The sequence below is a fragment of the Nocardia asiatica NBRC 100129 genome (assembly GCF_000308415.1).
In the GTDB taxonomy this organism is placed as follows: Bacteria; Actinomycetota; Actinomycetes; order Mycobacteriales; family Mycobacteriaceae; genus Nocardia; species Nocardia asiatica.
Map to the genome: position 1 here is coordinate 1 of NZ_BAFS01000456.1, position 21,895 is coordinate 21,895.

The 21,895-nt window shown below is 65.4% G+C and carries 25 protein-coding genes and 1 pseudogene; 14 read left to right on the plus strand and 12 right to left on the minus strand.

The window, feature by feature from the left end; genetic code table 11:
• The 3 genes from ON27_RS34760 to ON27_RS34770 form a co-directional block, all read right to left on the minus strand.
• Positions 1 to 241 (minus strand): aldehyde dehydrogenase family protein (locus ON27_RS34760; RefSeq protein WP_157227699.1); only part of this gene is annotated, 241 nt, incomplete at its 3' end.
• A gap of 67 nt (positions 242 to 308) precedes the next feature.
• Positions 309 to 1,472 carry a 3,4-dihydroxy-2-butanone-4-phosphate synthase gene (locus ON27_RS34765; RefSeq protein ID WP_083888038.1) on the minus strand — a complete coding sequence of 388 codons (1,164 nt, stop codon included), beginning with the start codon at positions 1,470 to 1,472 and terminating at the stop codon, positions 309 to 311.
• The gene (locus tag ON27_RS34770; protein ID WP_051047344.1) at positions 1,469 to 1,927 is read right to left on the minus strand and encodes a flavin reductase family protein; all 459 of its coding nucleotides are present in this window, start codon (positions 1,925 to 1,927) and stop codon (positions 1,469 to 1,471) included. The genes ON27_RS34765 and ON27_RS34770 overlap by 4 nt, the downstream gene beginning before the upstream one ends.
• A 365-nt stretch (positions 1,928 to 2,292) precedes the next feature.
• Between ON27_RS34770 and ON27_RS44500 the strand changes: the two genes are divergently transcribed.
• The 6 genes from ON27_RS44500 to ON27_RS45645 all read left to right on the plus strand — a co-directional run bounded on the left by ON27_RS44500 (position 2,293) and on the right by ON27_RS45645 (position 5,531).
• Positions 2,293 to 2,433 carry a hypothetical protein gene (locus tag ON27_RS44500; protein WP_218003092.1) on the plus strand — a complete coding sequence of 47 codons (141 nt, stop codon included), beginning with the start codon at positions 2,293 to 2,295 and terminating at the stop codon, positions 2,431 to 2,433.
• A gap of 18 nt (positions 2,434 to 2,451) precedes the next feature.
• On the plus strand, positions 2,452 to 2,658 hold the full coding sequence (locus ON27_RS46010; protein ID WP_083888039.1) for an MFS transporter: 207 nt from the start codon (positions 2,452 to 2,454) through the stop codon (positions 2,656 to 2,658).
• A complete protein-coding gene (locus ON27_RS44510) occupies positions 2,562 to 2,963 on the plus strand; it encodes an MFS transporter (RefSeq protein WP_051047337.1) in 402 nt (133 codons plus the stop codon). The genes ON27_RS46010 and ON27_RS44510 overlap by 97 nt, the downstream gene beginning before the upstream one ends.
• A gap of 99 nt (positions 2,964 to 3,062) precedes the next feature.
• Complete coding sequence (locus tag ON27_RS40430; protein ID WP_051047338.1) at positions 3,063 to 3,779, plus strand: GntR family transcriptional regulator; 717 nt, start codon at positions 3,063 to 3,065, stop codon at positions 3,777 to 3,779.
• 44 nt (positions 3,780 to 3,823) lie between these two features.
• Positions 3,824 to 4,522, plus strand: a complete 699-nt coding sequence (locus ON27_RS40435; protein ID WP_051047339.1) for a fumarylacetoacetate hydrolase family protein — start codon at positions 3,824 to 3,826, stop codon at positions 4,520 to 4,522.
• Between the two features lie 388 nt (positions 4,523 to 4,910).
• A complete protein-coding gene (locus tag ON27_RS45645) occupies positions 4,911 to 5,531 on the plus strand; it encodes a flavin reductase family protein (protein ID WP_063711433.1) in 621 nt (206 codons plus the stop codon).
• Here ON27_RS45645 and ON27_RS42095 read toward each other — a convergent pair.
• Together ON27_RS42095 and ON27_RS34800 are read right to left on the minus strand one after the other, a co-directional pair.
• Entirely contained in the window at positions 5,463 to 6,977 is a 1,515-nt protein-coding gene (locus ON27_RS42095) for an FAD-dependent oxidoreductase (protein WP_083888041.1), read from the minus strand. The two genes, ON27_RS45645 and ON27_RS42095, sit on opposite strands and share 69 nt — an antisense overlap.
• 19 nt (positions 6,978 to 6,996) lie before the next feature.
• The gene (locus ON27_RS34800; RefSeq protein WP_043737360.1) at positions 6,997 to 7,884 is read right to left on the minus strand and encodes a diiron oxygenase; all 888 of its coding nucleotides are present in this window, start codon (positions 7,882 to 7,884) and stop codon (positions 6,997 to 6,999) included.
• Positions 7,885 to 8,606: 722 nt separating this feature from the next.
• Here ON27_RS34800 and ON27_RS34805 point away from each other — a divergent pair.
• The gene (locus tag ON27_RS34805) at positions 8,607 to 9,818 is read left to right on the plus strand and encodes an LLM class flavin-dependent oxidoreductase (protein ID WP_043737362.1); all 1,212 of its coding nucleotides are present in this window, start codon (positions 8,607 to 8,609) and stop codon (positions 9,816 to 9,818) included.
• On the opposite strand, the gene ON27_RS44210 is transcribed toward ON27_RS34805, so the two are convergent.
• The 4 genes from ON27_RS44210 to pcaD all read right to left on the minus strand — a co-directional run bounded on the left by ON27_RS44210 (position 9,755) and on the right by pcaD (position 13,210).
• Positions 9,755 to 10,303, minus strand: coding sequence for a hypothetical protein (locus tag ON27_RS44210; protein WP_245560511.1), 549 nt, complete (start codon positions 10,301 to 10,303; stop codon positions 9,755 to 9,757). The two genes, ON27_RS34805 and ON27_RS44210, sit on opposite strands and share 64 nt — an antisense overlap.
• A 105-nt stretch (positions 10,304 to 10,408) precedes the next feature.
• A complete protein-coding gene (locus ON27_RS34815) occupies positions 10,409 to 11,617 on the minus strand; it encodes an acetyl-CoA C-acetyltransferase (protein WP_043737368.1) in 1,209 nt (402 codons plus the stop codon).
• A complete protein-coding gene (locus ON27_RS34820) occupies positions 11,610 to 12,431 on the minus strand; it encodes an IclR family transcriptional regulator domain-containing protein (RefSeq protein ID WP_043737371.1) in 822 nt (273 codons plus the stop codon). Before ON27_RS34820 ends, ON27_RS34815 begins: the two co-directional genes overlap by 8 nt.
• Positions 12,428 to 13,210, minus strand: coding sequence for a 3-oxoadipate enol-lactonase (gene pcaD / locus ON27_RS34825; RefSeq protein WP_051047340.1), 783 nt, complete (start codon positions 13,208 to 13,210; stop codon positions 12,428 to 12,430). Before pcaD ends, ON27_RS34820 begins: the two co-directional genes overlap by 4 nt.
• A 137-nt stretch (positions 13,211 to 13,347) precedes the next feature.
• Here pcaD and ON27_RS34830 point away from each other — a divergent pair.
• Positions 13,348 to 14,098 (plus strand): annotated as a pseudogene (locus tag ON27_RS34830) (CoA transferase subunit A).
• Positions 14,095 to 14,766 (plus strand): CoA transferase subunit B, encoded by a 672-nt coding sequence (locus ON27_RS34835; protein WP_043737374.1) that lies wholly within the window; start codon positions 14,095 to 14,097, stop codon positions 14,764 to 14,766. Before ON27_RS34830 ends, ON27_RS34835 begins: the two are co-directional and overlap by 4 nt.
• 123 nt (positions 14,767 to 14,889) lie before the next feature.
• On the opposite strand, the gene ON27_RS34840 is transcribed toward ON27_RS34835, so the two are convergent.
• A complete protein-coding gene (locus ON27_RS34840) occupies positions 14,890 to 15,648 on the minus strand; it encodes an IclR family transcriptional regulator (RefSeq protein ID WP_043737415.1) in 759 nt (252 codons plus the stop codon).
• A 78-nt stretch (positions 15,649 to 15,726) separates the two neighbouring features.
• Between ON27_RS34840 and pcaH the strand changes: the two genes are divergently transcribed.
• The 5 genes from pcaH to ON27_RS34865 are packed head-to-tail and all read left to right on the plus strand — an operon-like array spanning position 15,727 to position 19,867.
• Entirely contained in the window at positions 15,727 to 16,497 is a 771-nt protein-coding gene (pcaH, locus tag ON27_RS34845; RefSeq protein WP_043737377.1) for a protocatechuate 3,4-dioxygenase subunit beta, read from the plus strand.
• The gene (gene pcaG / locus ON27_RS34850) at positions 16,490 to 17,059 is read left to right on the plus strand and encodes a protocatechuate 3,4-dioxygenase subunit alpha (protein ID WP_043737380.1); all 570 of its coding nucleotides are present in this window, start codon (positions 16,490 to 16,492) and stop codon (positions 17,057 to 17,059) included. The genes pcaH and pcaG overlap by 8 nt, the downstream gene beginning before the upstream one ends.
• A complete protein-coding gene (locus ON27_RS34855; RefSeq protein ID WP_043737382.1) occupies positions 17,056 to 18,255 on the plus strand; it encodes a lyase family protein in 1,200 nt (399 codons plus the stop codon). The genes pcaG and ON27_RS34855 overlap by 4 nt, the downstream gene beginning before the upstream one ends.
• Positions 18,255 to 18,656, plus strand: coding sequence for a 4-carboxymuconolactone decarboxylase (gene pcaC / locus ON27_RS34860; RefSeq protein ID WP_043737385.1), 402 nt, complete (start codon positions 18,255 to 18,257; stop codon positions 18,654 to 18,656). Before ON27_RS34855 ends, pcaC begins: the two co-directional genes overlap by 1 nt.
• Positions 18,653 to 19,867 (plus strand): 4-hydroxybenzoate 3-monooxygenase, encoded by a 1,215-nt coding sequence (locus tag ON27_RS34865; RefSeq protein ID WP_043737387.1) that lies wholly within the window; start codon positions 18,653 to 18,655, stop codon positions 19,865 to 19,867. The genes pcaC and ON27_RS34865 overlap by 4 nt, the downstream gene beginning before the upstream one ends.
• 355 nt (positions 19,868 to 20,222) lie before the next feature.
• Here the strand turns inward: ON27_RS34865 and ON27_RS34870 are convergent, their stop codons facing one another.
• Together ON27_RS34870 and ON27_RS34875 are read right to left on the minus strand one after the other, a co-directional pair.
• Complete coding sequence (locus ON27_RS34870) at positions 20,223 to 20,855, minus strand: acyl-CoA dehydrogenase family protein (RefSeq protein WP_157227701.1); 633 nt, start codon at positions 20,853 to 20,855, stop codon at positions 20,223 to 20,225.
• Between the two features lie 87 nt (positions 20,856 to 20,942).
• Positions 20,943 to 21,719: an alpha/beta fold hydrolase gene (locus ON27_RS34875; protein ID WP_083888042.1), complete on the minus strand. Its 777-nt coding sequence runs from the start codon at positions 21,717 to 21,719 to the stop codon at positions 20,943 to 20,945.
• Positions 21,720 to 21,895: the final 176 nt, after the last annotated feature.

Below are 21,895 nucleotides of genomic sequence, written 5' to 3' on the forward strand. Positions count from 1 at the left end.
GCCGCTGTTCGAGGAGGTCGCCCGCCTTGGACAAGATCGCGCGACGGCGGTACGGGGGGAGCGCGGCCCAGGCCGGCGCCGCCGCCGCCGCCGCGGCCACGGCAGAACTCACGTCTTGCGGCGCGGCCGCGGCAACCGTCGCATAAAGAGTGCCGGTGTGCGGATTGCGGACCTCTGTCGTCTTTCCGGACTGCGCGTCCACCTCGGCGCCGTTGATCAAGAGCCCGCGGGTCGATGTCATTGAAAATCCTCATGCAGTGTTGATTGATGGAGTTCGGGCCGGTCGGACCGCCCGTCGCTGATATGGGTCAGCCCGCTGCGACCACGTCGATCGCGCCGGATAGGTTGTCTGACCACGCCTGTCGGGGTGTCGGAATCGCTCGGGCGAGGTCGACCGACACGATCTCGATACCGTGGTCGGCCAAGCGGTCGTATAGAGCAGGGGCGTCGCTGAGCGGTCGGACACGGCCGATGCCGAGACCACGCAGGATCTGGGCGCTGTCATCGAGGTCACGCTCCTCGAGGTCTTGGTGCCGCGCCGCGATACGGCTCAGCAGGCCGACCTGGTGACCGGTGCGCAGATAGACGATCACGCCCGCGCCCGCCGCCGCGACGGCGCGCATGGACTGTCGGAGCTGTGCGGAACAGAGACATCCGCGCGCGCCGAAAGTGTCGCCGATCGGACATTCGCGGTGGACATGCACCGCGAATCCATCGGCGGATTCGTCCGTGAGCGCCACATTCCCCGCGACGAGTGCGAGGTGTTCGGCGCCGTCGATGACGTCGCGAAAACCCGTCGCGCGAAAGGTTCCGAACGCGGTCGGCATTCGCGCGGTCGCACCGGGCTCGATACGGAACTCGGTGATCCGCCGATGGCGGACGATGTCGGTGACCGTGATGGTCGGCAGATCGAATTCGTCGGCGAAGCTGCCCACCTCTTCACCCAACAGGAGGTCGCCGGTCTCGGTCACCAACTCGGCCGTGGCTCCGACGCCGGACAGTCCCGCCATGCCCAGCAGATCGACTGTCGCCTCGGTGTGCCCGGCATGTGCCAGGACTCCGCCGCGGCGGGCACGCAGTGGGAAGACGTGACCGGGCCGCCGAAATTCGTGGGGTGCGGATTCCGGGTGGGCGAGTGCGCGAATGGTTGCGGCGCGCGCGCTCACGGACGCTCCAGAGGCGGTGACGTCGAAATCCATACTGACGGTGCCGGCAGGCTCGTCGGCAGTTGGATCGGACACCATGGGCGCGAGCGCGAGTCGATCTGCGCGTTCGTCTGGAAGCGGTGCGTAGATGATGCCCGCGCTGTGTCGGGTCATGAATCGCACGGCGTTGTCATCGAGCAGTTCGGCGGCAGCGACGAGATGACTCGCACTGTCGGACCGCTCGAGATCGGTGAGGACGACCATGCGACCCTCAGTCAACCCCTTCGCCGCACGGCGAAGGGGATCGGGAAGTATCGGTGCGGTCATCCGGCGTGCTCGCTCAACGCCGCATGGGTGCCGAAGATCCGGCGGTGGTAGGTCAGCGGGGCTCGTACGGCGTGTTCTGCGGCACGAACGGCACCGAGGACGACAACGTGGTCGCCGCCGTCCACGAATTGCGTGGCAGTACAGGAAAGGAAGCCGGTCGCCTCGGGCAAGCGCGGAACCGAGGTTTCCTCGAACCACTCGACGCCCGCGAACTTGTCCGTTCCGCTTTTGGTCGCGAAGACGCCCGCGAGGCCCGCCTGGCCGCTGCTGAGTACGTTGACGCCGAACTGTTCGGTCTCCCGTATGACCGTTAGCAGTCGCGAAGCGCGATCAAGTGAGACGAGCACCATCGGCGGCGTCATCGACAGCGAGGCGAACGCGCTCACTGTGGTGCCGTAAGGCAGTCCATCGCCCATCGCGGTGATGACCGAGACCGGTGTGCATACCGAGGCCATCACATCGCGGAACGCGTTTCGCAGATCGTCATCGTTCTCGCTCGCGGGCCGACGTCCGAAGTCGGGACGTGTGACGGGCGCCGGGATCGATCCGCCGCGTCCGTGCCGAACAACACCGCCAGGGAGATCGGCTTGCTGACCTGTTTCGTCCACGGTGCTCTCCTTCGAGTCTTCGGTTACCCGGCGTCCGGGTCAATGACAGAGGTGCCCTCGGTCACAGTCTTGATATTTCATACGATAATGTCTGATGCTTCAGCGAGCAAGTGTGCTCTCCGGTCCCGACGGGGTCGCTCCCAAAGAGGCAGACCGCTGCTCCAACTGGGCGGCCCGTCCGGTTCTTTTCGGCTCGATAGGTGAAAGACTCGATGAACGCACGCGCTGTCCCGACTCGACTCCTCCTGATACCGGGAGCGCTGTCCGCGTTCGGGCCGCTATCGCTCGACCTCTATCTGCCTGCACTGCCCGCGCTGGCGCGGGATGTGGATACCGCCCCGGCCGCCGCGTAGTTGACCGTCACGGGGTGCATGCTCGGGATGGCGGCAGGTCAGTTCTTCGTCGGCCCGATCAGCGACCGATACGGGCGCAGGATCCCGCTTCTGGTCGGTCTGGTCGCATACGCGCTGACCTCGGTGCTGTGCGCGATGGCCCCGACGATCTGGATCCTGACGAGTGCTCGGTTCGCCAGGGGGTCGCGTGCGGCGCCGGGATCGTCATCGCCCGGGCGATGGTGAAGGATCTGTTCGACAGCGACCGGCTCGCCTGGGCTTTCTCCATGCTCTTGCTCATGCTGGTGTCGGGTGTCGCACCGGTGCTGGCTCCGGTGCTGGGCGCGCAACTGTTGCATGTGACGGATTGGCGTGGGCTGTTCGTCGTGTTGTCGCTGATCTGCTCGCGATCATGCTCGCGGTGCTGGCGTGATTGGTGGCGGGTCGCGCGGTCCCGGCGATCGGAATCAGGCCGCCGTGGCAGCCGGATACGGTGCGACGCCCTGGACAGCGACGTGGACACCGCTTCCGGCGAAGATCGGTCGCGGTAGTCGGATCTGCTATCGTGAAATTTCACTCGGAGTGTTCCTCACCGCGTGCTCGCCGTGGTGAGGTGCGCACTGTGAAAGCCCGAGACGAAGCGAGGAACTATGTCGGCATCGAATAAGAACGCGCTACCGCTGGGTGAGGCGGCGTATCGCCACATCAGGGACGATATCGTCGCCTGTCGGCTGGCTCCGGGGGAGCGGTTCACCGAGCGCGGCCTCGCCGAGTCGACGGGCTTCGGCGCCTCGCCGATTCGCGAAGCGCTGACAAGGCTGGATCACGAAGGCTTGATCCAGACGGTGCCGCGTAAGGGATATCGGGTCAAGCCGCTGACCATCAAAGCGGTCGATGATCTGTTCGAGTTCTGGCTACTCATCGCACCCGATATGGCCCGTCAAGGGGTAATTCGCGCCACCGATGCCCAGCTGGCGGAGATCGTCGCTACGGCCGAGAAGGCATTGCGTCTGGTGAATGATCCGGGGACCGTGCGCGAGCGGGCGGCCAAGGGGGTAGCGCTGGCGGATCGCATTTTCAACGATCTCGCGGACGCGACCGGCAATGTCTATTTCCGCACCAACTTGGTCCAGATCTCCGCCGAGCTGGCTCGGGTGTGGGCGCTGGTGATTGACTCCGAGTTGCTCGAAGGCGAAATATTCGCGATATCGCCGGAGTTGCTGCCCGATATTTCGGCCAGGAACGGCGACGCGATGGCAAAACACGTCCGCGCCTATATACGGGATTCCCATCTTCGAGTCCTGCGCACCTTGGCGCGCTGGCCCTCCGTCATCACCTCCGAGGTTCTACCGGTCGGTCGGCCGTAGGGCGTATCCGACACTTGTTGCTGCATATAGGCGGTAGTTCGCGAATGCTCGCGCTCGACCACCTGGGCACAGTGTGCCACAGCTACAGCAATCGGTCCAGCGGTTCACGATGCGAACCCGGCACCGAGCCCGGAAGATGCGGTGAGTTCGTCGACGCCACCCCCACGATGGTGCCTATCGCCGAGAACGCCCAGGAAGCTCGAATCGCCACTGTGGACGGTGAGACCTTCGTCGATCTGCCCGAACTCCTCGTCGCGGCCGGCGGTGAGCTCGAACGGATCGTGGCGGGCGTGACGGTCCTGGTGGACTCGAGCACCTTGCTCAGCCCGGTCGCCAGGCCGCGCAAGATCGTGTGCATCGGGCAGAACTACATGGCGCACGTCAGTGAGGCCGGACGCAGCGCCGCACCCGAATACCCGGACTTGTCCGCGAAATGGGACAACGCACTGTCCGGTCCCTATGCCGACATCCCGCTGCCGCCCGAGTCCGATCAGATCGACTTCGAGAGCGAGCTGGCGGTGATCATTGGCAAGCAGTGCAGGCGTGTCGTTCGCGAAGACGTGGCGACAGTGGTGTTCGGCTACACCGCGGCCAACGACGGTTCGGCGCGCGACTATCAATTCTTCACCAGTCAACGCACCGCTGGTAAGGCGTGGGACGGGCTGACCCCGTTGGGCCCCATGGTGGTGCCCGCTGATCGGCTCGGCGGCGCCGAGCCGATCTGCAGATCACCGGGTCGCTGAACGGCCAGGTGGTGCAGGACGATCGAAGTCGAGATTGCCGCCCGTCGCAACATCGCCGACCGTGTGGTCGAACTAATTCTGCGCCGCCCCACAGACGGCGAGATTCCGAAATGGCGGCCAGGGGCGCACATCGATGTCTTCCTCGACGAAGACACCGTCCGTCAGTATTCGCTGTGCGGAGACCACGAGGACGGGCGCAGCCTGACGATCGCGATATTGCACGAGGAAAGGCCGGGGTGGCTCGGACTATGTGCACACGCGCTTGGCGATCGGGGACCGGTTGCGAATCCGGGGGCCACGCAACAGCTTTCCTCTGGTTGCGGCCGATAAATAAGTGTTTGTCGCGGGCGGGACCGGGATCACACCACTGCTTTCGATTATTCGATCGGTGGCCGCGACCGGTGCCGAGTGGTCATTGGCCTATCTCGGCCGGACAGCGGCGGGTATGGCCTACACAGACGAGTTGTCCATGCTGGGACCCATCGACGTCTACGCGCGAGACCGCGGCCCACGGGTCGATCTCCCCACCTTGCTCGCGACGCCTCGGATAGGCACCGTGGTCTATTGCTGCGGCCCCGAAACTCTGCTGACCGCAGTCGAAGAATATTGCGTCGACTGGCCGCACAACACGCTGCACGTCGAGAGATTCGCCCCCAAACACTTCGAGTCGGGTGAGGATGCGGCCTTCGAGGTCGAGTGCGCGCAAGCCGGTGTCACCGTGACTGTCGTACCCGGAGAATCGATATTGGACGCACTCGAGGCGTCGGGCGTCTCTGTGCTGTCGGCTTGCCGTCAAGGCACCTGCGGTACGTGCGAAACGGTGGTGCTCGACGGTGAACCCGAACACCGCGACAGCCTGCTCACCGTCACCGAACAGGAAGCGAACGATCTGATGATGACCTGCTGTTCGCGTTCCCCTGGTTCGCGGCTGGTGCTGGACCTATGGTCCCGAGTCCCACCTATCGATCGCGCTCCGGCAGGACGGCAGCGCCCGGCAATCGGTCGGTAGGTCGGAGCGGACGTCAGGTCGCGTCGGGGCGAGAGATACCACGTCGGGCCTCGGGCGACACGGAGCGGCGGATAGATCCGCGACCAACTGCTCCACCGTCTCGGCGGCGCATCGGCAATTCTCACCGACACCACCGACAGCGCCGCGCTTGGCCCAACCGACCACGTACAAACCGGGCTGAGGCTCTCCGGTCTGGGGTGACAGGATTCTGCCTCGGCGATTCAGCACGCGCAACCCATCATCGAGCGGGATGCCGTCCAACTGTGCGGGCAGAAACCCCACGGCCATGACCACCGAATCCGCGCACAGTGAGTGGCGCGCATCTGCCATCACGCACATGATCTTTCCGTCGATTTCGACGAATTCGATCACCGTACGGTCGAAGCACAGGACAATCCGAAGCGTATTGTCGTGATCCTGCGTCAGGGAACCGCTGCGGGCGTCGGCGTCGCGAGAGACCGGGAGGTCCGACAGGATTTCGTCCACGCCGGCGGAATCATCACTCCCCGGATCGATCAGCAGTTCGATATCCGCCATCGAACGCAATTCCTGTAGTGAGGAAAATGTGAAAGCCGGTCGACTGGCAGGAGAACGAGAGATGACGAAGATATCCGTGACGCGGGAGCCGTCGGTGGCTGTCCGATTGCGCTCGACGATGCGGCGCACGGCGTCCATGGCGACGTTTCCCGCACCGATGATTACACAGACCGATCCGAGACGGTCGGCAGGTCGGTGATCGGATTCGCTCTCGCTGTGCTCGCTCAGCAGATCGATCGCCTGGTGTACACGGTCGGAGTGCGGTGGGAGACCGTCGACCCGGCGCGGCTGACTCGCTCCACAGGCGAGTATGACCGCATCGTAGGAGGATCTGAGTCGGGCAACTGAGATGTCGTGCCCGATCCGAGTCGTCCTGACGAGCTCCACACGGTCATCCCGCAGGGAGGGGCCGAGGTAGTCGACCATCTCTGGAACCGCCTGATGTGCGCGCGAGACGGCCGTCCTGAGTAGACCGCCGACCTCACCGCGCTGCTCGAAAACTGTGATGCGCACCGAACCTGATCGGCGCAGCAATTCGCGAACCGTGTAGAGCCCGGCGGCACCGGCGCCGACGATCGCGATGCTGTGCGGGATCCCGGAGGGCTGCAGCGCAGAGTCGAAAGCGGTGCGCAGGGCAGGGGGATGAAATTCGGGCATGCCGGCGAAATGCTCTGTACTGCGCTGGAGTATCTGTGCGTCCAGTGGGTCCGAATCATCTCCTGCCTTTATCGCCGACGCTGGGCAGGCATCAACGCACGCGGTGCAGTCGATGCACGCTCGAGGGTCGATGTATAAAGTCGCTGAAGATGCGTATCCCGGCTCACCGGGGGTGGGGTGGATGCAGTTCTGCGGACACACTCCAACGCAAGAAGCGTCTTTGCAGCAGTGTCCGAGAATTATGTGCGGCATCGGCGTCTCGATTCCCGTCTCAGGCCAGGTTGGATTTGCGGTAGATCCAGTGGGCTGTACGGTTCATCAGTCGGGCCTTCTGTTGGAAGTCGATGAATGCCGCGGTTGCCGTTCTGAACATCATTTTGTGGTGCTCGTTGCTGTCTATACTGGCCTTCACTGCCGTCCAATCCAGCTCCGCGCCCTCGTATACCTGGCGGTTGATCAGAGCCTTAGCCACGACGTGGGCGCCAATTGCGATGAGTACGGTGCTGACCCAACGGCGTAGAGCCGAGGCTGCCGCCATTCGATCGCTTACTTTGCGACGAGCGAAAGCCATATGGCGTGACTCCTCGACGACGTGAATGTAGGAGGTCTTCCGCACCACCTCGGCGACACCGTCGGTGGCCATCCAGTCACGCTGCATCACATCGAAGATCTCTTCGCCCGCGAGTACGACTCCGTAGGCAACTTCCTCCCAGGCGAGCATCCGAAACATCCAGCCGAAAAACCTTGTCGATCTGTCCAGCTCGTAGAGGTCTGTGCCGAGTTGATCTATGGCACCCACGAACATCAGGGAATGCATATTCTCATCAGCGCATTCGTTGAGGAGAAATTGCATATCAGGACGATTCGGAGGCGTCGAGTAGTTCAACCGTAGCAGGGCTACTTGTAAACTCAGCTCCAGCCAGATCGCTACGCCCAGGAAATGGGTGACTTCGCGCCTGGTCAATCTGGCGCGGTCGGTCTCGGACAGGGACTGCCAGATCGGTGTGCCGAAAAGTGGAGACCATTCAGGCGTCATACCGTACTGGCGCCCATCCGATGGTGCGCTCTCCTGTAACCTTGCCTGCCTGGGGTCGAATGAAAGTCGCCGAGCGGACGCCAGGAGTGAGTCGAATAGTTTGCGGCTGTCTGCGTCCGACATTCGGGTGTCCTGATCTGATCGTGATTAGCTGAGATGGCCCGCTCAAGTTTCAGCGCTGATGGTCACTTTGTTTGTCCAGAATCGCCGACTACTCGTCTGAATATTTGCGAGCGGATAATGGTCCGTATGGTGGACCGACAAGTCGGTATGATTCCCGGTAATTTATTCCAGACCATAGTCGGTGTCAACCGCCATGTGGCGTGCTGTTCGAGGCGACTGTCATCGATGGGACCGTGCACCGCCGTTCACTCCAGGGTCGAATAGCTCGCTCACACCCTTCGTCCCTCGAGCAGATCAGGATTCGGCGAGTTGGAAGTACCATCCGGCCCTCGCACCCGCCAGGTCATGACGCGCCTGAACTACGCGGCCTCACCCGGGGTTGCTGGATACGCCTGATCAACAGATATGAAATAGCAAGCCATGCCTTCTGATGTTGCAGGGTAGAGAGTCTGTTCGCTCCGGTCAACCCCTGTCGCTCCCGTCATGGGCGAGTGTGCGCCGATGAACGTCACGTTGCGCGCAAGCGGGGCGTCGAAGAAGTCCGCCGGGTCGGAGCGGCACACCCTGCTTGCTGCGGCCGTGCCGCAGCAAGCAGCCGCAGGGCCGCGCACCTTTCATATATCACCAGAGATATTGCACGCGTCTTCGCTGCATCAGTGATATATTACTGAGCCAACGGTGCTCGCAGGCGTGCGGGCATCGCAGTTCGATTCGGAGGAACAATGAAGTTCGGACTTTTCTTCAACCCGATCATTCCCAAGCCGTCCGGGCAGCCGGATTGGGAGCCCGAGCAGGAGCGTTCGGCGTTCCTGGAGATGCTCGAGCAGATCCGGTACGCGGACAGCCTCGGTCTGGACTATGTGTTCCTGGGGGAGCACCATTTCATGCCGGAGTATGCGCACAACTCGGCTCCGGAGGTTCTGCTCGGCGCTATCGCGGCCAGTACCAGCAAGATTCGTCTGGGCACCGGCATCGTTCACGCTTCGCACAACGACCCGGTTCGTACCGCGGAGCGGATCGCGACGCTCGATCAGCTCACCGGTGGTCGGACGGAGTTCGGGTTCGGTGGTGGCACCGATGCCGAGGTGGCGCCGCTGATGCGTTCGGAGTTCGCGGGCAGCCGCCGTGAGGTGGCCGCGGCCTCCGCTCGGATCTCGGCGGACATCCTGGCCACTCGTGGCGTCTGGGGTGGGGTGGACAACGAATTCTTCACCTATCAGTCGGTGAACGTGGTTCCGAAGTCATATCAGGACCCGCACCCGCCGCTGTGGACCTCTGTTGCCGTACCCGGCCAGACCGCCGAAGTCGCCGAGCGTGGCCTCGGTGTTCTGATGTTGTCCATCGCTGGGCCGGAAGCGGCCGCGACGGACGTGGAAAACTACTGGGCGGCGTTGCGCTCCGATCGCGTCGACCCGGTTGGGCGTGGCGTCAACCCCGCCGTCTTCGTCAACCTCAGTGTTCTGCTTGCCCGCACCGACGAGCAGGCCGAAGAACGCGCTCGTTCGGGAATGGAATTCTTCGGTTTCGGTCTCACCGGAGGTGCGGTCTTCGGTGTGAACGATCCCCAGCATCATCTCTACGACGCTTTCCTCGACTTCAAGGCGGGGCGGCGCGACATCCGCTTGGACGCGCCGATCCCCGAGGAGTCGAAACCGTTGATGTTGGGGATGGGCGCGAACTTCGCCGACCTGCCGGGCGTTCTCATGGCCGGTCCCGAGAAGGCGATCTCCGTACTGAAGAGCTACGAAGATGCCCACGTCGATGGCGTCATCATGCGCTACGACGTCGGGATCTCGCACGAGCACGCGATGGAGTCGTTGGAAATCCTCGCCAAGGAAGTGATTCCGGAGTTCCGCGCGCGCGAGGACGATCACCAGGCCTGGCGTAAGCGGCAGTTGGAGGGTGTCGCCCATCCGATCGTGAGTTCGATCTGACGGCGGTTGTAGGAGTTTCGGGGTCCAGCGTGCTTCACGTCCCCGAAGAGGCTGTCGATCTCTACCGGGTGGACGGATGCTCTCCGACTCGGTGCCGCTGAGCGCGCGCGGGCGACCAGTGCGCCGGTGTCGATGTTGATCGACAGTTCCTGAACGGTGCCGCCCGTGGCTTCTTCTTCGGCGATGACTTGCTCCACCAACTCGAGGGCGTGCACATCCTGCATGACGACCGTGTGATTGTTGGTGTGCAGATACTCGCTGACCTCGGGGTCATCGACTGCGAAGTCGCGGGCGACCATCCAGAAGTCGTGTACCGAATGCTCGGTCTCGGGTGTGAGGGCGTAGACGATTTCCGTGTGGAACGCGCCGGGATCGGCGTCGTGATCGCGGCCTGGCGTATACCCCTGCGGAGGGAGATGGCCCTGAGGGCGACGCGGCTGTGCAACCGGTACAGGCACGGTGGAGCGAACTCGATATCCTGCCATCGGGTGATACGGCCATTGATCCCGGTGGAATCGGCACACGTTCGGCGGTAGGTCGAGCGAGGCCCGTGCGCCCGGAAGTGGGCGCACGGCTTCGTCGCTATGCGGTCATACCGACTCGAAGATCGCGGCCAGTCCCTGGCCACCGCCGATGCACATCGTCTCCAGGCCGTACCGTGCTCGACGACGGGTCATCTCACGTGCCAGGGTCGTGAGGATTCGAGCACCGGTGGCGCCGACCGGGTGGCCGAGCGAAATCCCGGAGCCGTGTGGGTTGAGCCGGGGATCATCGGGGGCGATCTTCCACTCGGTGAGCACAGCCAGCGCTTGAGCGGCGAAGGCTTCGTTGAGTTCGATGACGTCGATGTCGTCCAGTGTCAGGCCGGCCGAATCCAGGGCCGCGGCGGTGGCCGGGACCGGCCCGATTCCCATCGTCTTCGGTGCGACGCCCGCGACGTTCCACGCCGCGAGCCGGACCAGGGGGCGCAGGTCGAGTCGGGACGCCATCTCCGGGGTCGTCACGATGCACAGCGCCGCTCCGTCGTTCTGACCGCTGGCGTTGCCCGCGGTGACTGTCGCCCCGGGTTCGACGCGGCCGCGGATCGGTCGCAGCTGGGACAAGGACTTGAGGCTGGTGTCGGCGCGGGGATGCTCGTCGGTGTCGACAGCCGCGGGTTCGCCGCGGCGCTGCGGCACGTGGACGGGAACGATCTCCTCGGCGAAGACGCCGCTGCGTTGCGCGGCGGTCGCGCGCTGGTGAGACTGAACGGCGAAGGCGTCCTGGTCGTCGCGGCTGATCGCGTACTGGGCACGCAGATTCTCGGCGGTCTCGATCATCCCGCCGGGCACCGGGAACAGCGCGCCGCCCGCGGTGACGCGAGCGCGCGCGAGACGATCGTTCAGCCCGATCGATTCGGTGCGGACTTCCCAGCGCATGCCGGTCGAATAGAATTCGGCGCCGCTCATGGATTCGGCGCCGCCCGCCAGGATCAGGTCGCTCGCGCCGGTCGCGACCTGCATGCAGGCGTTGATGACAGCCTGCAGGCCCGAGCCGCATCGACGGTCGACTTGTTGGCCGGGCACATCGATGCCGAGTCCGGCGTCGAGGGCGGCCACGCGGCCCAGGGCGGGGGCTTCGCCGTTCGGCGATGCCTGCCCGATGATGACGTCATCGACGTAGTGCACGGGAATTCGTGCGCGGGACATGATTTCGGTGATGACGGTGGCGGCGAGAGTCTGTACGGGGATGTCTTTGAAGACCCCTCCGAAGCGTCCGACAGGGGTGCGCAGCGGTTCGCAGATGACGGCGTCAGGCATGGGCTTGTCCTCGGTTGGCGTCGACCCGCGCCAGGTCGGCGTCAATGGAGCCGGCGGTGTGGCGCAGTGGCGGGATGAGTTTCTCGGTCAGGTCGTTCAGGGAGTACCGGGCGGCGGGTGTGGAGATGTTGAGCGCGGCGATCACCCGGCCGTCCGGGGCGTGAATGGGCGCGGCCAGCGAGCGCAGGCCGACCTCGAGTTCCTGGTCGACGACGCAGTAGCCGTGAGCGCGGGTCGCGGCGAGATGTTCGCGCAGGCCCTCGGCAGTCACGATGGTGCGGCCGGTCAGATCGGTGAACGAGGTCCGGCCCAGGTATCGGTCGAGTTCGGGCTCGGACAGATCGGCCAACAACACCCGTCCCATGGAGGTGGCGTAGGCGGGGAAGCGGGTACCGATGCTGATGGAGACCGTCATGATCCGTGAGACGGCGACGCGAGCGACGTAGACGACATCGTCGCCGTCGAGGATCGATACCGACGACGATTCGCCGACCGCGGCGCTGAGCGATTCCAGATGAGGTGCGGCGATTTCGGGCAGTTCCAGGCTCGACAGGTAGGCGTAACCCAGGTCCAGGACCCGAGGGGTCAGCTCGAAGGACGAGCCGTCGGCGCGGACGTAGCCCAGTTCGGCCAGCGTCAGCAGGAATCGGCGCGCGGTGGCTCGGGTCAATCCGGTCGCGCGGGCGACATCGGACAAGCTCTGGCGCGGGCGCTCGGAGTCGAAGGCGCGGATGACTGCCAGGCCGCGGGCCAGAGACTGGACGTAGTCCGCGGACTGGGCGAGCCCGTCGGCATCGGGACGCTCGGCGCTCATCGGGTGATCTCCTCGGTGCTGATGTGATCGCGGATCAGGGCGGTGACCCGATCGGCCTGCTCGATGCTCACCAGGTGGGCCCCCGGGTTCAATACATGCAGTGTGGCTCGGGGCACGCGCTCGGCGATCACGGCCAAGTCGGCCGGTGTGGTCGCCGGATCCTGCGTACCGGCGATCAGGAGCGTCGGGGCCTGTACGGTGCTCAGGTCGACTCGGGAGTCCCACTCGGACAGCGCTTCACAGCAGGCGGCATAACCCTCGTCGTCGGTGGCTTTCACCATGGCCGAGCATTCCTGCGCCACCTGGGGGTGGGTGGACGCGAATTCGGCGGTGAACCAGCGGCCGACGACCGAGGTAGCGAGAGAAGCGATCCCGTCGCGCCGCACCACCGCCGCGCGCTCGACCCACGCGCTGGAGTGCCCGAACTTGGCCGCGGTGCACAGTAGCGACAGGGTGTGTACCCGCCGTGGGTGGTTGATCGCGAGCCATTGCGCGATGGCCCCGCCCAGTGACAAGCCCACCAGGTGCACCTTCTCGTACCCGAGCGCGTCGAGCAGTCCCAGCACGTCCCTGCCGAGGTCGGCGATCCGGTACGGCCCGGGCGGCGCCGGTGTTCCGCCGTGTCCCCGGATATCGACCGCGAGGACTGTCGCCACCGAGGACAGGCCCGACATCTGCTGGCCCCACATCTTGCGGGTCGACCCCAGCGAGCCGAGTAGAACGACGACTTCCGAGCCAGGGGGGCCGTTGTAGCGCGTGTGAGCGAGGTCGATGACCATCCGTCCTCCGTTCGCTATGTGAACAATCCTGCGATCATCGAACAATCTACGGGCCCCGTCGCTCGCATATCAAGGCAGAATGTTCGTCATGCGGATGAATGTTCACATTGAGAACGCTACGGCGTAGGGTGTGGCTCATGATGAACAAAGTCGTGACGTCCCCCGCTGCCGCGGTGGCCGACATCCCCGACGGCGCGTCCATCGCGGTGGGCGGTTTCGGCCTGGTGGGCGGTTCCGGAGATCTTGATCAACGCGCTGCTCGAACAGGGCGCCACCGATCTGGAGACGATCAGCAACAACTGCGGCACCGACGGCTTCGGGCTGGGACGACTGCTGACCCAGCGCCGGATCCGACGCACGATCAGCTCCTACGTCGGCGCGAACAAGGAGTTCGCCCGCCAATACCTCGCCGGTGAACTCGAAGTCGAGTTGACTCCGCAGGGGACCCTGGCCGAGCGGATGCGCGCGGGCGGGGCCGGCATTCCGGCGTTCTTCACGCCCGCCGGGGTAGGCACCCAGGTCGCCGACGGCGGACTGCCATTGCGCTACGACGGCGAGGGCGGTATCGCCCTCGAGAGCCCGCCCAAGGAGCAACGCGAGTTCGATGGCGTCCGCTACGTTCTCGAACGCGCGATCGTCGCCGACTTCGCGCTCGTGCACGCCTGGAAGGGCGACGCGCACGGCAATCTGGTCTACCGCGTCAGCGCCCAGAACTTCAATCCGCCCGCCGCGGCTGCGGGCCGGATCACCATCGCGCAGGTGGAACACCTGGTCGAACCCGGCGAACTCGCGCCCGACGAGATCCACACTCCCGGAATACATGTCCAGCGCGTAGTGCCGGTCGGGCCGGTGTCGGTAGGAATCGAACAGCGGACGGTGCGCTCATGAGCACGACGATCACAGGAAAACTGACCCGCGAGCAGATGGCCGCGCGGGTCGCCCGTGAACTGCGCGACGGGCAGTACGTCAATCTCGGCATCGGCATGCCGACGCTGGTTCCGAACTACCTGCCCACCGACATCACCGTCGTACTGCATTCGGAGAACGGCGTTCTCGGGGTTGGCCCGTATCCGACCGAGGCCGATCTCGACCCGGAACTCATCAACGCCGGCAAGGAGACCATCACCGTGCTGCCGGGGGCGTCGTTCTTCGACTCCGCCCAATCCTTCGGCATGATCCGCGGCGGCCAGGTCGACGTGGCGGTACTGGGCGCGATGCAGGTCAGCGCCGGCGGCGACCTCGCGAACTGGATGATCCCCGGCGCCATGGTCAAAGGCATGGGCGGCGCGATGGACCTGGTCCACGGCGCCAGGCGCGTCATCGTGATGATGGAGCACGTGTCGAGACGCGGCGAACCCAAGATCGTCGAACAATGCACCCTTCCCTTGACCGGAAAGGCGTGCGTGCACCGGATCATCACCGACATGGCCGTCCTCGACGTCACCGCCGAAGGTCTGGTGCTGATCGAGACTCCCGACGGGATCTCCGTCGACGATGTGCGAGCGGCTACGGCTGCGCACATCGTCGTCGCGTCGAATCGTCCCGATGGTCTCTAGTGGTGGAGGGTCTGGTCGCGTGACTCGATCGGCCCCTCCCACAGACTCATTCGCGGGCTGAACCGCTGTTCGATGGATCAGTGTCGCCGGCCGCCACATCCGTCGGGCTCGACCGCGGTCGGGCTATCTCGGCTCGGTCCCGAGAGTGCGAGATATCCCCTGCGCGGCGACCTGCAGGGCGGCCGCTAGGCGTCGTCGATCCCGGGCCAGATTCGAGACCACGATGCCGAGCGCGGCCACCACCTCGGATTCGTTCCTTATCGGGACGGCGACCGAGCAGGCGCCCAGTGTCATCTCCTCAGCGGTGGTCGCGTAGCCGTCCCTGACGACTCGATCCAATTGCTCCTGCAACCTGCTTGCCTGGACCACGGTGTAGGGGGTGATCCGGCGCAACGATCCCAGGACGCGAAGGCGCACGTCCTCGGGCGCGTGGGCCAGCAGAACTTTGCCGACGCCGGTGGCGTGCAGCGGCAACTTGCTTCCGACTCGGCTCACTACCGGAATCGAGGCGTGTCCGGCCAACCGATCCAGGTATAGCACCTGCTCACCCTCGCGCACCGCCAAGTGCACCGTCGCCAGGGTCGCGCCGTAGATATCGTGCAGGAAAGGTTCGGCCGCCTGTCGCAGCCCGGTCTGCGCGGGCGCCAGCAACCCCAGGCTCCAGATCAGCCGACCCACGGTGAAGCGTCCGTCGCTCCGGCGGGCCAGCGCCCCGCCGCGCACCATCGCCGCGACATGGCGGTGGGCGGTCGACAGCGGGACTCCGGCGCGCGCGGCCAACTCCGAGAGGGTGAGTACGCGATGCCGATCATCGAAGGCGCTCAGCACGGCCAAGACCCGGTCGACCGTCGACTCACCTGGGCGGGAGGTGTTTCCTGCCATGACCCTATCCAGCATCCTTTTTCACTCAGTGGAAATCCATCGTAGACGTGACCTCTCGTATTTCCTACCGTCGCCTGCATGAACGCTCCACCGCCCGCCGCGCCCGCGGCGCTGTCTTCGCAAGCCGAGATCAACGTGGAAATCGCCCGCGCTCGCATCGGCGGACACCTCGGGCATCGGCCGCGCCTGGATTTCGGCGCCTACCGGAGTTCACTGCTACGCCACCCGACCAAGAGCTTCCATCATCTGGACCCCGAAGGGGTCGAGTTGGTGGCACCGGTGTTCGGGCACTGCGATGTCGACCCCCTGGAAGCCGATCTGACGATTCAGGACCGCGGCGAGCCGATCGGCGAACGCATCCGGGTCACCGGCCGCGTGCTCGACGGCGACGGACGCCCGGTACGCCGCCAACTCGTGGAGATCTGGCAGGCCAACGCCGCAGGCCGATACGTGCACAAGCGCGACCAACACCCCGCGCCCCTGGATCCGCACTTCACAGGCGTCGGCCGATGCCTGACCGACAGCGAGGGCCGGTACTCCTTCACCACTATCAAACCCGGGCCGTATCCGTGGCGAAATCATCACAACGCCTGGCGACCGGCGCACATCCACTTCTCGCTGTTCGGCACCGAGTTCACCCAGCGCCTGATCACCCAGATGTACTTCCCGGCCGATCCGCTTTTCGAGTTCGACCCCATCTACCAGTCCATCACCGATCCGGCCGCGCGTCGTCTGCTGGTCGCCGACTACGACCACGACCTGTCCGAACACGAACGGTTGCTGGGCTACCGCTGGGACATCGTGCTCACCGGGACACACCAGACCCCGCTGGAGGCCCAGCATGACTGACCAGATGACCACCCCCGGGCAGACCATCGGCCCGTTCTACGGCTACGCGCTGCCCTACGAGCGCGGTCACGAACTCGTCGGCCCCGCCGATCACCGAGCGATACATCTGCACGGAACCGTGTTCGACGGCGAGGGGACTCCCGTACCGGACGCGCTGCTCGAGATCCGCCAGGCCGGCATCGACGGCGCCATGAGCGCCGTGCCGGGCTCGCTGCGCCGAGACGGCCATTTCACCGGGTGGGGGCGCGTCGCGGTCGATTCGGACGGCCGATACTCGTTCACAACCTGCGAGCCTGGCGCGTCGGCAGGGGATGTTCCGCCGTTCATCTCGGTGGTGGTCTTCGCTCGCGGACTTCTCGATTGCCTGTTCACCCGGGTCTACCTGCCCGAGCATCGAGCGTTGCTCGATCGTGCCCCGGCCTTCGCCGACCTGCCGCCCCACCGGCTGCGGACTCTGGTCGCTGAACGCACCGAAACCGGTGACCTGCGTTTCGACATCCATCTGCAAGGCGAACGGGAAACCGTGTTCCTCAGCTTCCCGCGCCACGGACGGACCCCATGAGCCTGCTGTCCCCCGGCAGTCACCGGGTGGCCGCCCAGTTCGACGACGAAGCGCTGGTCACCGTCATGCGCACCATCGAGGTCGCCTGGTCGGCCGCCCTCGCCGAGACCGGTGTCGCGACCCTCGCCCAAGCTCAAGCGGTCGCCACCGCAGCGATTCGATGCAACCTCGATCCCGCCGCGCTGGCCGAGCCGACCGAAGCCGTCGGCAACCCCGTGGGCCCTCTTATTTCAGCTCTGCGCGCCGAAGTGCCCAATCCCGAGGCGGCCGCGCTGGTCCACTTCGGTCTGACCAGTCAAGACGTGCTCGACACCGCCCTGGTCCTGCTCACCCGCGACGCCTTCGACCACATGCGGGCGAACCTGTCGGCGAGCGCGCGAGCGCTCGCCGATCTCGCAGGGACCCATCGCGACATCGTGATGGCCGGACGCACACTCGGGCGCTACGCCGTACCGATCACCGTCGGACTGAAGGCCGCCCAGTGGCTGGCCGGCATCCTCGACGCCCGAGATCTGATCGAACAGACGAACGCGACACTCCCGGTCCAATGTGGCGGCGCGGCAGGAACACTGGCGTTGCTGGGAACCCGAACCTCGCGACCGCAGGCGACAGTGGCGGCGTTCGCCCGTCGGCTCGGCCTGACCGACCCGGGGGTGCCGTGGCACACCCGCCGCGCTCCTATCACCGGGATCGGACACGCGGCAGTCACCGCCTGCGACGCGTTCGGCGTCATCGCCGCCGACGTACTGGCCTTGTCCCGCCCCGGAGTCGGGGAGATCAGGGAAGCGCCTGCGCGCGGGCGGGGCGGGTCCTCGACGATGCCGCACAAACAGAATCCGGTGCTCTCTGTTCTGATCCGCCGCGCCGCGCTGCGGGCGCCGCTGCTGGGCGCTCAACTGCACCTGTCCGCCGCGGAAGCGGTCGATGAGCGCCCCGACGGCGCGTGGCACGCCGAATGGGAGTCACTGCGCGAGCTGTTGGTCCTGGTCACCACCGCGGCCGCGCACACCGCGGAACTCACCGCCGGACTCGAGATCGACACGCGGGCAATCGACGGTCACGTGACAGTGGCGGCCGCGGAACTGCTCGCCGAAAGAGGTGTCCCCGGCGATCCGGCCACCTACACCGGATCCGCCGCCGAATTCGTGGACCTGGTGTTACGACGCTACGCCGACACAGAGCCAGAGGAGAAGTGATGAGCGACGAAGTGTACGACCGCGGAATGCGGGTTCGCCGGGAGGTTCTCGGTGACGCCCACGTCGACCGGGTCGAGGCGGCCCGTTCCCCGTTCACCACCGACTTCCAATTGCTGATCACCCACTACGCCTGGGGCGAGATCTGGTGGCGGCCCGGCCTCGATCGTCGCACGCGCAGCGTCGCCACACTGACCGCGCTGTTGGCCAATCGGCACTGGGGCGAGTTCGAGATGCACGTGCGCGCGGCCAAGCGCAACGGACTGACCGACGACGAGATCGCCGAGGTCATCCTGCAGAGCGCGATCTACTGCGGGGTCCCGGTCGCCAACCACGGATTCAGCTTGGCCGCAAACATTCTCGGCGCCCAGGCCGCCGCCGACGATCAAGAACTGGAGCAGTGACGGTGACTCGAATCCAACGTACGACTGTCGGCATCGTCGGCGCGGGCCCCGCGGGGCTGATGCTGTCACACCTGCTGGGTCTGGCCGGCATCGACTCCGTCGCGATCGATACCCGTGAGCGCGGCGAGATCGAGAACACTCACCGCGCGGGAATCCTGGAACAGGACAGTGTGCGACTGCTCGTGGATTCTGGTGTCTCCGATCGTGTTCTGCGCGACGGCCACGAACACCGCGGAATCTCCCTGCGTTTCGACGGCGCCGATCACCGGGTCGACTTCCAACACCTGGTCGGAGCCTCGACCTGGCTCTACCCGCAGACCGACGTGTTCGTCGATCTGGCCGATGCGCGCGGGCGCGACGGCGGCGACGTCCGTTTCGGCGTGCGCGACACCGCGATCGAGGATTTCACCACAGACCGACCGATCATTCGGTTCAGCGACGCCGACGGCACTCGGACCGAACTGCGCTGCGACTACCTCGTCGGCGCCGACGGCTCGCGCAGCCTGTGCCGGGCACAGGTCGCGCCCGACTACCGCACCCAGTACTTCCGCGAATATCCCTTCGCGTGGTTCGGGATCCTGGCACAGGCGCCGCCCAGCTCACCCGAACTGATCTACGCACGCTCACCCCACGGGTTCGCTCTCATCAGTCGGCGCACAGACACCGTGCAGCGCATGTACTTCCAATGCGATCCGGGCGAGAGCGTCGAACACTGGACCGACGAGCAGATCTGGGACGAACTGCAACGGCGTGTGGCCGGCTCCGACGGCTTCAGCCTGCGCGAGGGACCGATCCTCGAGAAGACGGTCCTGCCCTTCCGTAGCTTCGTCCAGGAACCGATGCGCCGCGGGCGCATGTTGCTTGCCGGCGACGCCGCCCACACCGTTCCGCCGACCGGCGCAAAAGGACTCAACCTCGCACTCGCTGATGTCGGTGTCCTGGCGGAAGTACTCGAACGCGCGATCGGTCACCGCGACGCCGCCGTTCTGGACGACTACACACCCCGAGCGCTCACGCGTGTGTGGAAAGCCCAGCAATTCTCCTACTGGATGACCACACTGCTGCACCGCGACGAGCACGGCAGTGACTTCGACGAACGCCGCCAACTCGGCGAATTGCATGCCATCGTGGGCTCGGAATTCGGCTCTCGCTACCTGGCCGAAGGCTATACGGGCTGGCCCACGCCGCAGCAGTCGGTCCGCGTCGCCTGACTCCGTCCTCACCCACTTTGCTGAGTATTGACATCTGAGTGTTCACGACAAGGCGACTCCGCAGCGTCCGGAGATCGCCGCGGCGTGGCGACGGGCCGCCCTGTTCGGCCTCGACCCGGCCATGACGCTTCGCGAGACCGGCCACCTCGGAGACTTCGATCAGCGCGGCCGACTGGTGATCGCCGCCGAACGCTGTTCGCTTCGACTCGTTCCGGATGGGCGGAAACACAGGGAATGAGAAAGCCGAGGAGCGCAGGATCACCGCGCTCCTCGGCTCCCATGCACGCCGGCCGAGAATGTAAGCCCCAGCTGGGTGGCTGAGGGGCCGGGCAGGCCCTCAGCGGCTTCGGTTGCTCTAGTGGACCTGTACTTCGGCCAGGCCAGTGATCGACCACACCACATGCTCCGGCGCGAGGCCGACCAGTTCCCGTGCCACGTCCGGATAAATGGCGTCGGAGGCGATGAAGTGCTGACAGCCGGCGAGGTTGCCGTGGAAGGAGACGTCCTTGACGTCGATGATGTAGACCGGCATGGACGGCATGCCGTTCGGCTGCATCACCGGGGCGCCGTTCTCACCCACCTGAACGGCAGTGACCATGATGTACTTGGCATGCAGATCGCCGCTGCCGTAGGACCAGCGACCGGTTTCCCGGTAGCCGCCTTCCACCGGGACGGCGCGCCCCGTGGGCGCACCGGATGCCCCGATGTACGGCTGACCGTCGCCCAGGAGGCGAAGACCTGCGTCCTTTCCCAAGAAGCCGATGAGACTTCCGACGGCGGACCAGTTGCCGCCGACCCAGCCGATGGATGAGTCGATTTGAGCGAGTCGCTCGAGGACCGCAAGGGCGTCGCGCGGGAACATGCCGAGGCCGCCCATCGCCTTCGGGATGAGCATCGCGGGGATCTGAATCCCACGCAGCAGTTCGAGCGTACGGTCACTGAGCATAGTCATTGCTGAAATATGTATCGTAGGGAACAGATAAATCACCACCCAGAGTTGGACGTGTCACGGCGCGCATCAACAAGTGATCCGGCGCGTACGCCAGGCCTTGTCGGCGTGGTGGACGAGATGCCGCTACGAGTTCACGAATTCCTCCACGAGTTCCACGAAGATCTCCGGGGCGGTGTTCTGCAGGTCGTGGCCGCCTCCCCCTACCAGGTGGAACTGTGCGTGCGGAATCCGCTCGCGAATCCGCTTCTCTTGGCTCGGGCGCAGGATCTCATCCGCGTCACCGAGCAGGGCCAGCACCGGAATGTGATGCTCGACGACTTTTGCGATGGCGTCGGCGGCATCCATGTCGACCTCGGTGATCTCGAACAGCCGGGCTCGGTTCAGCATTTGGTTCATGACGAAGTCCTTGGTGGCCCACGGTTTCCGAGGATGTGGCGCGGGCAGTGGATACCCACCGTCCTCGGGCGGGGACGGCATGGGATGCATATCCTCCGGCGGCAGGACCGGTGCCATCGACCCTTCCAAGATCACGCCCTGGGTACGGTCCGGCAGCAGCGATGCCACGTACAGGGCGTTGGCGCCGCCCATCGACGTCCCCAGCAAGTAGAAGGGGCCCGTCACCAGTTCCTCGATCGCCGCGGCCAGCACCGGCCCCAGAGTGCTCTGATGGGACCGTTCGGTGACGTCGTTGCGCTCTCCCCATCCGGGCGGGTTGATCTCCACCACGCGATGGCGCTGGGCCAGGACGTCCTTCGCGGTGGACATCTCTAGCCCGGCGGAGCCGGGAAGGGAGACAATGGTCGATTTCGGATGGGCGGGCGCCGCCTCCGCGAAGACGAGGGTGTGCTGCTCTGTGGTGACAGTGCCCTCGTGAAAGGGGGTTCCCGGACTTTGCGTCATTGCGGATCTCCAAACGGTAGTCAAGGTGGTTGTCGGTTTGTGGTCGGGGGTCGGTGACACGACGGAACGCACGCGTCGGTTCCGCGGTTCTTCGCAGCCGGCGGGCTCATGTGCAGGTCGGCGCGGCGCGCGCCTGCGCTGTGCCGCTACCGCCGGCACGCTGCCCGTTGTGCCAC